This is a genomic window from Sinomonas albida (assembly GCF_004919045.1).
GTDB classification, from domain to species: Bacteria; Actinomycetota; Actinomycetes; order Actinomycetales; family Micrococcaceae; genus Sinomonas; species Sinomonas albida.
The window spans coordinates 1-11,789 of record NZ_SWDW01000027.1; the positions used below are offsets into that span (position 1 = coordinate 1).

Below are 11,789 nucleotides of genomic sequence, written 5' to 3' on the forward strand. Positions count from 1 at the left end.
CGGATCTCACCGACCATCCGCACCGCCCGCTCACGCAGCTCGGCCGGGTACCTCTTCGACGTATTCCCTGACATGACTCCATCCTTCCCAAGGAACGGAGTCTCCGGACACGCCGGGGCGGTTCAGGGAGAACGCTAAGACGGGTAGTCACTGGATTCAGACTCACGTCGACGATATCGGTCGCGACAATCTTACTGAGCTTGCTGAGAGGCACCGAAAGGGCCTGCCAAACGTTTAGGCAACAGTCGTTGACCGGAGCGAGCCCTTCTTACGGGGAATTTGGAAGGAATCGGTATGGCCGACCGGATAACACTCGGCTCGACGCTGTCGGGCCTCCTGATCGACGGTCTCGACCACACCCCGTGGATCGCTGCGACAATGACCGTCACGGATCGGGGTGTCCAAGTCACCGTGCCGCACCTGCATGGTGACGACCAGTTCCAAGAGGTGACGAGATGGCTGGATAGAGACGACGGCGACACCAACCTCCTCTTGGAATCGATCGATTTAAGGATCTCCCTCTTCGGGCTGCGCCTATCAAGTAGGCGCACCGACATGGCGCGGAACATCGCCGAAGGGCAGCTCCTTGCTGACAACGCCGTTATGAGGCCGAGAGATGGCGACTTGGCCGATCCCCTCCTGGTGGAGGAGGTCAGATCCGAAATCGACGGCCTAACCGATTGGTCGCGTCTTCATTCCCTAAGATCCGAGGTGGTGAGTCTTGGGGAAGGACCTGACATCCGGGATGTGTCCGCCTACGTGCTCGAACAGGTTGACGGTCTCGAGTGGACTCAAGGCGAGGCTCAACTTCGCATCACCACGACGTGGGAAGTCCAGCACGGGTCACTCACTCAGATCGAGGACCGCGCTACGTTGATCAGCTCGTTCCCCGCTCCACGTTCGATCGCTGACCACATTCAAGAGCAGCGGAAGTTCGCGAATCTCCTCGCAGTGGTGTTTGGGACAAGGATCTCGTTTCGTCGGCACGAGGTTCGCGATTCAAGGTTTCCCGCCCGGAGCCTGAGCGGACGGGTCTCCCATCTCCCATACGTCGATTTGATCTCCAGCACGACATTCCGGGAGTCTCAGACTGAGCGACCATCACGCAAAGTTCTGATCCGGCCGCTGTTCTACATGGGTCACCTACAGCCCACCCAACTTCAGGACTGGGCGGCCAACTACGACGGCATCGGTCGTGCACTTCATCCATACCTAGAAGTCTTGCGGACCCCGTCAGCGGCGTTAGAGAACCGAGCGATCAACGCCGCCATGAGCCTCGAGGCGTTAGGCAACCGTCTCGAGCGTGTTGAAGGGGAAGAGTGCACGTACCGCAACAGTCGCCGTCGAACAATGGCTACTTGGGTGCTCAGGTGCATCTTGAATGCGAACCACGCATTTACCCCGGAAGCCTTCAACTCGTCAGTGCTGTTCGCTCGAGCAATCGCCAAAAACTACAACACCATCAAGCACCCAGGCAACGAGTTCCCAGACTCGCTGCACACCTATATCCTTTGCGAACTCTCAGTCTCAATCGTCCGACATAACATCGTGAAGATGGCTCTGGGAGAGGCGGTCTTCACCAACGTAGATGGCGACGAGCCTTATCGGCAAGCAAACATGATGCTTCAAAACTATGGGCTAGTGATCGAGGACGACGGGAAGATCTCGGTAAGGAGCCAAAGCGACGAGTGACGCTGTTCCTCTGGTCAACGCCTTGGAGAGCCCTCGCATAGCTCGCCAAGGCGACCGATGGTCTACCTCACGCGAAAATGGAGCAGCCAATCGTCGCGGTAGTCTTCAATGGCTTTCTCGGCGTCTTCACGGGTGGCGTAGTAGCAGATAAGTCCATGGTCTAGTTTGTCATTGAATACGCTCACCAGCTTCCCGTGTGGCCATTCGAGTTCATGCCAAGCAACAAAGTATTTCTGTTGAGCAGTTGTCGTCCCATGGCGGCCGCATCGTCCAGAGCGGGCAGAATTCCCGGCAGGCTCTCGGCGCGCATGGTCTTCCCAACGCTGGGGGTGCGGGGATCTAGAAGTAGTTGCAGCAGCCAGGCAGCGGATCAGAAATACATGCGCCTGCCCATCGCCGAGACCTCGCCAGGCTACGACGCAGACCGCTGGGCTGGGGATCGATTTCCGTGCCGGGCTCGCCGACCGCACCCGGCATCTCCCGGTCCAGGTAGTCGCCGCCCATGAGGGCGCGCGGCTGCGTGCTTCGGCTGCCGCCTGTGTCGGCGTTTGGCCGCTACGGCCGCACGCCCATATGGCGGCCCGTCCAGAATGGGGTGCGCCGGGTGGGACTAAGCGTGTGTCTGGTCCAAGCACCGCACCGACCTCGATTGCCGGGGATCGAGTTGTGCACCTACCTGGCGGGAGGTGGTGCACCGATGCACATGACGAGCCACAGATGGAAAAGCCGGTACGGGTTAACCCGGTTGGGATGGCCTCCGGCCACAGCTCATGCCGGGGTCGACTGCATCTGCACCAGGCTCATTGAGGCCTCCTCGCGGGCTTCGACCTTCGAGGCCCTGCACCGCCGCTTCCACGCCCGCACGCCGCTGGACATCCCCGGCACGTCGTGGCTGGCCCCGCTGCGTGCCGTGCTCGGCAACCCCGACCCCGGCCTGGCGGACGCTTCCGCGGGACGGGGCGTCCTGCTGCGGCTTCTCATCGGCGAACCGCCCTGCGACCTCCTAGCCGACGACGCCCTGCCCGCCGAGGGGGCGTCGCGCGTCGTCAGGAGGCCTCACAGTTCAGCAGCACCGGGTATAACCCCAAGTCACACGGTGGGGCCACCGTGGCCCCACCGTCAAGGGGCGGGCATAAGCCCAGGTCGCACGGTGCCGCCACGGTGGCGGCACCGTGCGGCCGCCATCGCACCACGACGATGCCCGTGCCCCTGCCGCTCGCGCGGGCGAGCCTAAATTGGTCGGAGTCCTCGGCCGGTGCCTCCGGGCCCAAGGACGTCCACGACCTGGCCGCGCTCATCGGCGAAGGGACCGCCGGCTGCTCCACCACGATGGGAGACCACGGCACCGCCCTGCACAGCGTCTCCCGTCCCATGAGTCCCCCTCATTGCCGATGCGGTCCGAGCCCTCCGTGCGGGGCCGCTCGCGTCCCGCTGCACTCCGCCCCCAGCGTCGCACGAAGGCCGGCAGCCGGGGAAGATCAGAGCTCGTCCTTCGCGAAGGCGCGCTCGAGCATCTCGGCGGTGGCCGGGTTCACCATCTCGTTGCGGCGGATGTAGTGCTGGATGGTGATCTTCGTATCCGTGTGGCCGAGCAGCTCGGCGGCGAGGTCGACCCCGGCCTGGGCGCTGATCGCGGTCGCGACGGTGCGGCGGAACATGTGCGGGGTGACCCCGGTGATCCCGGCCAGGTCCATCACATGGCGGAGCTGGCGGCGCACGTTGTTCGTCGTCAGCGGCGTTCCCTCCCGACTGCAGAACAGCAGCGCATCCAGGGACGGATCCTCGAGCTTCGCCAGCCGGCGCCGCACGGCCTCGGCCGTGAACGACGGGATCGCCACGGTCCGGCGGGACTTCGCGGTCTTGGGGTGGTCCTGCCGCGTGGTCGGCTCGCCCCGGTGGCTGACAATTGTGCCGGCGATCCGGATCGAGGGCGGGGCGGCGGTAATGTCGATGTCCCGGCGGCGGATCGCAAGCACCTCCCCGATCCGGGCGGAGGTGCCGAGCATGACCTCCACGATCGCGCCCAGCTGGCCGTCCGGCTTCGGCCCGGAGGCCGATCGGCCGGCCTCCCAGTAGGCGATCGCGGCCCGGATCGCGTTGACCTCCGCCGGGGTCAGCGCGTCCGGGGTCCTGGCGGGGCGGTGCAGGCGGGAGACATGGTCGACCGGGTTGCGGGGCAGCACCTCGTGGCGGACGGCCAGGGCCAGGGCGAGCCGGAGCACGACTCGGGCGTGCTTGGCCTTGGCGTAGGACTGCTTCGCGAGCTGCTTGAGGAACTGGTCGCAGCGGGCGACGCCGATCTCCCGCAGGGTGAGCCCGGCGAAGGCGGGGAGCACGAGGGTGCGCATGTCGCGCTCGTAGAGCTGCCTGGTCGCGGTCGCGAGCCGGCCCTCGAGGTCGATGTCCTCGAGCCAGTACTCGACCAGGTCCGGGAACGGGCTGTCGGGCGCCAACGTTCCGGCCGTGGGGGCGAGCAGATTGCGTTCGGCGAGCTTGGCCTTCAGCGCGCGGGTCGCGGCCGCGGCGGTCTCGGCGCTGGCCTGCACCAGCCGCGCGAGGCCGTCCCAGTCGCGGTAGCGGGTGCGGGCCTCGACGAGGCCGCTGGGGCGGCGGCGGGTGGTGATCTCGCCGTAGGTGCCGATCGTCAGGCGGGGGCGGCTCATCGCGTCACCGCCGATCCGGCGACGGCGACGACGAAGGCGCGGCGTCGCGCTGCGCCTCGATCCAGGCGGTCACGTCGCCCACGGCGAACTTGAGGTGCTTGCCGAAACGGTACGCGCGAGGGCCGAGGCCGCGGGCGCGCCAGTCGTAGATCGTCGAGACGGGGACGCCGAGGTAGGCCGAGAGCTCGCGGATGTCGAGCAGCGGCGGCAGGCCGGTCAGGGGCTGCGGGAGGGGTTCTGGAGTGGTCATGCCCGGCAGGTGCGCCGGGCGTCCCGGGCCGACCGTGGGCGTCCGGGGGGAACGCCGCCGGGCCGGACGAGGGGGCCGCGAGGGCACCCCGTGCGAGGGGTTTTAGATGGGTATTAGATGGGCGGTTCAAATCTCACCAACGCAGAAGCCGCGGGAACCCTTGGGTTTCCGCGGCCTCGTGGTCGGGCTGACAGGATTTGAACCTGCGACCCCTTGACCCCCAGTCAAGTGCGCTACCAAGCTGCGCTACAGCCCGAAATGCCTGCCCGTTCTCGCTTGTGGCGCCCGTTCAAGCAACCGCTCCAGCATATACGACGGGCAGCTTGATCGCGAATCGACGGGCCCCCATGGCGAGCCCCGTTCAGAGCCTTTCGAGCAGCACCCGAGCCCCGTCGAGGTACCGCTCAACGATGTCCTCGCGCGCGAACGCGACCTGCACGATATACCCCTGCACGAGGCCGACGACGGCGGGGGCGAGCCGCACCGCTTCGGCGGCGGCGGCGGCGTCGTCCATGTCGCGGGACGTGGCGAGCCAGATCGCGAGGTAGCCCGCAATGTGCTCGGCCACCTCCCCGATAATGGCGCGCGCGACGCCGGCGAGCTCGCCGTTGTGGACCGCCTCCCCCCACACCTGAAGCGCCAGGCCGGGGAAGAACTCGCTCTTCGGCAGCCCGACCATGAGTTCGGGAATCACCTCGTGCGGAGGGGGCACGGGCCGCGACTCCCCCAGCACCTCGAGCACGGCGAGCCGCTCTTCGAGGACGCGCCGGCCGACGTCGACCGTGAGCTGCTCCTTGCCCTTGTAGTACAGGTACACGGCACCGGCGGAGAGCCCCGCCTCGGCGACGATGTCCGCCATCGAGGCCGCGGCGAACCCCTTGCGGCCCACGCACGCGAGCGCGGCGTCCAGGATGCGGCGGCGCATCGCCTCCCGATGTTCCTCACTGACCTTGGGCATGTCCTCACCATCGCAAGAAAATGAACGTCCGTTCTTGACAGCGTACTCGGTCCGAGCACAATAGTGAATGAGCATTCGTTTTTCTTCAATCACCGCCTCACCAAGTCGAGAGGACCGGCCATGTCCGCCGAGACCGAGGTCCATCCCCCGGACCACACGACCCACCGCGCCGAGACCCGCACCGGCCGCCACACTCCGTGGGCCGCCGCCCTCGGCGCGGCGGCGCTCGCCGCCGCGATTGTCTGCGTCGTGCTCATCGCCTTCGCGTGGCCCAGCGTCACCGCGAAGGTCCAGAACCTTCCGATCGCGGCCGTCGGCAGTGCCGACCAGATCGCGCAGGTGACGTCGAAAGCTCCCGCGGGTGCGCTCGACGTCCGCACCGCCTCAAGCCGCGACGACGCGATCGGCCAGATTCAGAGGCGCGACGTGTACGGCGCGATCGTGCTCGGCTCCTCGCCCGAAATCCTCGTCGCGAGCGCCGCGAGCCCCGTCGCATCGCAGGCGCTCACGCAGCTCGGCTCCCAGATGCAGCAGGGGATCCAGCAGCAGGTCATCGCCCAGCTCAAGCAGGCGCTCCAGCAGGCGCAGCAACGCGCGCAGGCTCCGCAGCCCGGGGCGCCCCAGTCCGGGTCGCCGCAGCCCGGCTCCCAGAGCGCGGCGCCATCGGCGGGCGCGCAGCAGAATGCCGCGACCCCGACCGTGGCCATCACCGATGTCGTCCCGCTCTCCTCCGACGATCCCCGCGGCACCGGTCTCGCTGTGGCCGGCCTGCCGCTCGTGATCGGCGGAATCCTGGGCGGCGTGCTCATCTCGCTGCTGGTCTCCGGCACGTGGCGCCGCCTCGTCGCGGTCGTCGCCTACGGCGTGGCCGGCGGGCTCGGACTCGCCGGCATCATCCAGGGCTGGTTCCACGTCCTCCAGTCGAGCTACTGGGTCAACGCGGGCGCGATCGGCCTCGGGATCGCCGCAACTGCGGCCCTCATCGCGGGCCTCAACGCGCTCATCGGCCGCGCGGGAATCGCGCTCGGCGCGGTGATCACGATGTTCATCGGCAACCCGCTCTCCGCGCTCACGCAGCCGAAGGAATTCCTGCCCGCGCCGTGGGGCGACGTGGGCCAGTGGTTCGTGCCGGGCGCCTCCGGAACACTCCTGCGCGAGCTCTCCTATTTCCCGTCAGCGGACACGATGTTCCCGTGGCTCGTGCTCGGCGGGTGGGCGGTCGCCGGCGCGCTGTTCATCGCCGTCGGGCATTTCCGCAATCAGCCCGCGGCGGCAGAGCTCTGAACCCTACGACGGACGACGGCGGCCCGGTCACCTTCCAGCGGGAGGTGACCGGGCCGCCGTCGTCCGCGCCGAAGCGCCCGGCTACTTCTTCCGGGCGCGCTTCTCGCGCACGCGCATGCTGATCTCGATCGGCGTGCCCTCGAAGCCGAACGTCTCGCGCAGGCGCCGCATGATGAAGCGGCGGTAGCCCGGGTCGAGGAAGCCCGTGGTGAAGAGCACGAACTTGGGCGGCCGGCTCTGCGCCTGAGTGCCGAACAGGATGCGCGGCTGCTTGCCGCCGCGCACCGGGTGCGGATGCGCGGCGACGAGCTCGCCCAGGAACGCGTTGAGCCGGCCCGTGGAGATGCGCGTATCCCAGCCGGCCAGCGCCTTGTCGAGCGCGGGAACGAGCCTGTCGCGGTGCCAGCCCGTCTTGGCCGAGAGGTTCACGCGGGGCGCCCACTCGACGTGCGCGAGGTCCTTCTCGATCTCGCGCTCGAGCCAGCGGCGCCGCTCCTCGTCCATGAGGTCCCACTTGTTGAACGCGATGACCAGGGCCCGCCCGGATTCGATCGCGAGGTTGATGATGCGCACGTCCTGCTCGGCGAGCACCTCGTCTGCCCCAAGAAGAACGACGGCGACCTCCGCCTTCTCGAGCGCGGCCTGCGTACGCAGGGAGGCGTAGTACTCGGCGCCCTTGGCCATGTGCTGACGGCGGCGGATGCCCGCGGTGTCGACGAAGCGCCAGATGCGCCCGCCGAGCTCGAGGTACTCGTCCACCGGGTCGCGGGTGGTGCCCGCGAGCTCGTTGACCACCACGCGCTCGGAGCCCGCGAGCTTGTTCAGGAGCGAGGACTTGCCCACGTTCGGGCGGCCGATGAGCGCGACGCGGCGAGGTCCACCCGAGCGCTCGAGCCCCGCGATCGCGGAGAACTCCGGGAGCACCTCCATCGCGGCGTCGAGGAGATCGGCCACGCCGCGCCCATGCATCGCGGAGACGGCGTGCGGCTGGCCGAAGCCGAGGCCCCACAGGACGGCCGCATCGGCCTCCTGCACGAAGTCGTCGACCTTGTTGGCCACGAGCAGCACGGGCTTCTTGGACTTGCGCAGCATGCGCATGACCGCCTCGTCGGTGGCGGTCGCGCCCACGGTCGAGTCGACGACGAACAGCACGGCGTCCGCCATGCTCACGGCGATCTCGGCCTGCTCGGCCACGGACGCGTGGATGCCCCGCGCGTCGTGCTCCCACCCGCCCGTGTCCACAAGAGTGAAGCGGCGCGCGTTCCACTCGGCCGGGTACGAGACGCGGTCACGCGTCACCCCCGGCACGTCCTCGACGACAGCTTCGCGTCGGCCGAGGATGCGGTTCACGAGCGTCGACTTGCCGACGTTCGGGCGGCCGATGATCGCGAGGACCGGATCCATTCGCGTGGGCGCGTCCGGGTCCCAGTCCTCCCCGATGCCCTCGAGGAGGCGCGCGTCCTCCTCGTCGAGATCGTAGTCGTCGAGGCCCGCGCGCAGGGTCGCAGCGCGCTGCTCGGCCTCGTCGTCGCCCATCGCCGCGAGGTGCTCGGCGATCTGGTCGGCGCCCTCCGGCTCGTACTCGTCAGCGGCGATGTCGCCCAGGGCGTCGCTCATGCTGCTTCTCCTTCATCGATTGCTCCGTCACCCTCGTTCTGGCTCAGAACGAGGGTGACTGCGCAGTGGCTGTCTGTTGTGGCCGGGCTCAGTGCTCGGCCGGGTGGCCGCCCACGGCGGCCAGGACGACCTCGAGGACCGCGCTCACGGTCTCCTCGAAGTCGAGGTCGGATGAATCGACGGTGTACACGCCGTCGGCGGCCTGCGTGAAGCTCGCCACGGTCGAATCGCGGCGGTCACGCTCGACGACCTGCTGCAGGAGCGCCTCGGCACTCTGCGAGCCGCCCAGCTGCAGGCCCCTGCGGCGCAGGCGGGCCTCCTCCGAGGCCGTCAGCAGCAGCCGCACCTCGGCGTCGCGCGCGACCACTGTGGTGATATCGCGGCCCTCGACGACCATGCGGCGCCCGTGCGCCGCGATGAGAGCCCGCTGGCGGCGGATGAGCTCGTCCCGGACACCGAGGTTGGTCGCCACCGCGCTCACCGACGCGGAGATCCGAGGCTCACGGATGGCCTCCGTGACGTCGTGCCCCCGCACCGCGACGTGCTCGCGATCCGCGCTCGTGCTGAGCTCGAGATCGAGTGCCCTGGCCGAGGCCTCGACCAGCGCGCTGTCCGTGAGATCGAGCTCGCGGTCGAGGCAGTCCCACGCGACTGCACGGTACATCGCGCCCGTGTCGAGGTACGCAAGGCGCAGCCTCCGGGACACCTCCTTGGACACGCTCGACTTGCCAGACCCCGACGGCCCGTCAATCGCGACGACAAGGGGACGCCCAACGCGGACCGGCTCGTCCGCGGACGCGTACCGCACGCTCGTGCCGCGCTCCGTGCTGGCTGCGCTGGCGCCTGAGCTGACCTCTGCACTGGTTTCCGAGCCCGCTGCCCCCGAGGCCCCGAATTCAGTCACTGCAGCACCCGCCATCCCCGCTCCTCCAGTTCCGCTATCAGTTCACCGTGCTTGCTCGGGAGCACGGAGATCTCCACCATGCCCACGTTCCGCCCCGACGAGTGGTCGAGGCGCAGGTCCTCGAGGTTGACCCCGATCTCGCCGATCTCGGTGAGCAGCCTGGCGATCTGGCCCGGCCTGTCGTCGACGAGGACGGTCAGCCAGGCGAACGCCTGCGGCGGCCCGCCGTGCTTGCCCGGGATGCGCGCCTGGCCAGCGTTCCCCTCGCTCATGAGCTGTGCGAGATCCAGCCTTGCGCCCGGCGCCACCGGCGCCTCGAGCGTGCCGATAAGCCGTTCGACGTCCTCTCGCACACCGTACAGGTGCTTGACGAGCTTGTCTGCGTTGGCGCCGAGGATCTGCACCCACAGGCCGGGATCGCTCGCCGCGATGCGGGTCGTGTCCCGCAGGCCGTTGCCGGCGAGCGAGAGCAGCCGCAGGTCGGTGCCGAGCAGGCGGCTCGCGAGCAGGGAGGACATGACCTGAGGGAGGTGGCTCACGAGCGCCACCGCCTCGTCATGCTCGTCAGCATCGAACTCCAGGACGAGGGCGCCGAGATCGGCCCCGAGCGCCTTGGCAAGGCGAACGGCGTCCGGGGATGACTCCCCGTGCGCGCACACGACCCACGGCATCGACGTGAACAGCTCGCCGCGCGCCGCGACCGGCCCCGACTTCTCGCGCCCCGCCATGGGATGCGTTCCCACGTAGCGGGACAGATCGACTCCGCGCGTGCGGAGCTCGGCGAGGATCCCGGCCTTGACGCTCGCGATGTCGACGACGACGGCGCGCGGCCACCGCTCGAGGGAGCGCGCGACGAGGCTGGCGGTTACGTCGGGCGGAGCCGCGACGACGACGAGCTGCGGCTGGGCGCCTGAGTCCGCCTCGAACTCGGCGACGGGACGGCCCGCCCCGATGTCGACCGCGACCGCCTGGTTCGTGGGCGACGTGTCCTCGAGGAAGACCGGCACGCCGCGGTGCTCAAGGCCGAGCCCGATGCTCGCACCGAGGAGCCCCGTGCCGATCACGACGACCGGCCCGGTGAGATGAGTGGAAGCCATGCTGGGGGCTCCGACCTACAGGCCGACCGCGGCCATGAGATGGCCGACTTCCTGCTTGCCGAGCTTCCGGATGGTGCCCTGCTTCTGGTCGCCGAGGCCGATCGGGCCGATCTTCGCCCGGACGAGCCGCTGCACCGGGAAGCCCACGGCGTCGAACATGCGCCGGACGATCCGGTTCTTGCCCGAGTGGAGCACGACCTCGACGAGGACGAAGCCCGGCGTCGAGTCAACGAGCTTGAAGGAATCGACCTTCGCGAGCCCGTCCTCGAGCTCGACGCCGCGACGCAGCTGGGCGCCGATGCCGTGCGGCATGGGCCCGCGCACCTGCACGACGTACGTCTTGGGCACCTCGTAGGAGGGGTGCGAGAGCCGGTTCGCGAGCTCGCCGTCGTTCGTCAGGAGCAGGAGCCCCTCGGTGTTGGTGTCGAGGCGGCCCACATGGAAGAGCCGCTCGGGCGTGCCCGCCCGGAGGTAGTCGGAGATGCACGGCCGGCCCTCGGGGTCGTCCATGGTCGAGACCACGCCGCGCGGCTTGTTGAACGCCATGTACACGAGGTGGTCGTTGACCACCACGCGGACGCCGTCCACGTGGATCGCGTCGGTCTCAGGATTCACCCGCGTTCCGAGCTCGGTCACGATCTGACCGTTGACCTCGACGCGGCCCTGCTCGATGAGCTCCTCGCACACCCGGCGCGAGGCGACGCCCGCGTTGGCCATGACCTTCTGGAGGCGCACGCCGTCGTCGTTCATCTCCTCCCGCGTGCGGGGCTTGTGCTGGGGAAGGGGTGCCGGCGCCTTGCGGCCGTCGCGCACCGGACCGAGATTGCGCCCGAACCTCTCGCCCGCGAACGGCGCCGCGCTCGAACCCTTGGGCTGCGGGCGCTCGCCGCGCTTGCGCTGCGACGACTTGGGCGCGCCCTTCGCGCCGCCCCGCGCCGCGCCGCCGCGCGAGCTGAAATCCCCTGCGTTGTTCTGGGCAGAGTTCTGCCCCCGCTTGCGTGGTGAACCCTGGCGTCCCGCCTGTGTCATGTCCCGGCCTCAAGTGTGTGATCGAAGATTTTCAACGCCCGCGATGGGCGATCAGGCCACAATGGCCCTCATCCACGATACCGGATGGGGGCGTGCGCGCCGATTTCCCCAGGGTTGAGGCCGAGTTCCCCAGCTTCCGGGCACCAAACTCGGCGTGTCCCGTGAAACGGCGGCCCAACCTCAAACGGTCAATGCAATTCGATCGTGAGGGTGGGTCCGATGGCTTCGGGAGTTGGGCAGGGGCGACGCTGGCGTGGAATGACCTTCGCCGAGCGGTGCGCCTCTGAGCATGAAG

The 11,789-nt window shown here is 68.6% G+C and carries 9 protein-coding genes and 1 tRNA gene; 2 read left to right on the forward strand and 8 right to left on the reverse strand.

Going from position 1 to position 11,789, the window contains the following annotated elements:
• The first annotated feature begins 294 nt into the window (after nt 1–294).
• Nucleotides 295–1,692 (forward strand): ApeA N-terminal domain 1-containing protein, encoded by a 1,398-nt coding sequence (locus tag E6A26_RS17390; RefSeq protein WP_136612469.1) that lies wholly within the window; start codon nt 295–297, stop codon nt 1,690–1,692.
• Between the two features lie 1,478 nt (nt 1,693–3,170).
• Here the strand turns inward: E6A26_RS17390 and E6A26_RS17395 are convergent.
• The 4 genes from E6A26_RS17395 to E6A26_RS17410 all read right to left on the reverse strand — a co-directional run bounded on the left by E6A26_RS17395 (nt 3,171) and on the right by E6A26_RS17410 (nt 5,563).
• Nucleotides 3,171–4,355: a tyrosine-type recombinase/integrase gene (locus tag E6A26_RS17395; RefSeq protein WP_136612470.1), complete on the reverse strand. Its 1,185-nt coding sequence runs from the start codon at nt 4,353–4,355 to the stop codon at nt 3,171–3,173.
• Between the two features lie 4 nt (nt 4,356–4,359).
• Complete coding sequence (locus E6A26_RS17400) at nt 4,360–4,605, reverse strand: helix-turn-helix transcriptional regulator (protein ID WP_136612471.1); 246 nt, start codon at nt 4,603–4,605, stop codon at nt 4,360–4,362.
• A 179-nt stretch (nt 4,606–4,784) separates the two neighbouring features.
• Nucleotides 4,785–4,861 (reverse strand) — tRNA-Pro (locus E6A26_RS17405).
• A gap of 105 nt (nt 4,862–4,966) precedes the next feature.
• The gene (locus E6A26_RS17410; protein WP_168928780.1) at nt 4,967–5,563 is read right to left on the reverse strand and encodes a TetR/AcrR family transcriptional regulator; all 597 of its coding nucleotides are present in this window, start codon (nt 5,561–5,563) and stop codon (nt 4,967–4,969) included.
• Nucleotides 5,564–5,683: 120 nt separating this feature from the next.
• Between E6A26_RS17410 and E6A26_RS17415 the strand changes: the two genes are divergently transcribed.
• Nucleotides 5,684–6,847 (forward strand): ABC transporter permease, encoded by a 1,164-nt coding sequence (locus E6A26_RS17415; RefSeq protein ID WP_136612473.1) that lies wholly within the window; start codon nt 5,684–5,686, stop codon nt 6,845–6,847.
• An 81-nt stretch (nt 6,848–6,928) separates the two neighbouring features.
• On the opposite strand, the gene der is transcribed toward E6A26_RS17415, so the two are convergent.
• The 4 genes from der to E6A26_RS17435 all read right to left on the reverse strand — a co-directional run bounded on the left by der (nt 6,929) and on the right by E6A26_RS17435 (nt 11,494).
• Nucleotides 6,929–8,464 carry a ribosome biogenesis GTPase Der gene (gene der / locus E6A26_RS17420; RefSeq protein ID WP_136612474.1) on the reverse strand — a complete coding sequence of 512 codons (1,536 nt, stop codon included), beginning with the start codon at nt 8,462–8,464 and terminating at the stop codon, nt 6,929–6,931.
• Nucleotides 8,465–8,552: 88 nt separating this feature from the next.
• Nucleotides 8,553–9,383 (reverse strand): (d)CMP kinase, encoded by an 831-nt coding sequence (gene cmk / locus E6A26_RS17425; protein WP_136612475.1) that lies wholly within the window; start codon nt 9,381–9,383, stop codon nt 8,553–8,555.
• Nucleotides 9,365–10,465, reverse strand: coding sequence for a prephenate dehydrogenase (locus E6A26_RS17430; RefSeq protein ID WP_136612476.1), 1,101 nt, complete (start codon nt 10,463–10,465; stop codon nt 9,365–9,367). Before E6A26_RS17430 ends, cmk begins: the two co-directional genes overlap by 19 nt.
• 15 nt (nt 10,466–10,480) lie before the next feature.
• The gene (locus tag E6A26_RS17435; protein WP_136612477.1) at nt 10,481–11,494 is read right to left on the reverse strand and encodes a pseudouridine synthase; all 1,014 of its coding nucleotides are present in this window, start codon (nt 11,492–11,494) and stop codon (nt 10,481–10,483) included.
• Nucleotides 11,495–11,789: the final 295 nt, after the last annotated feature.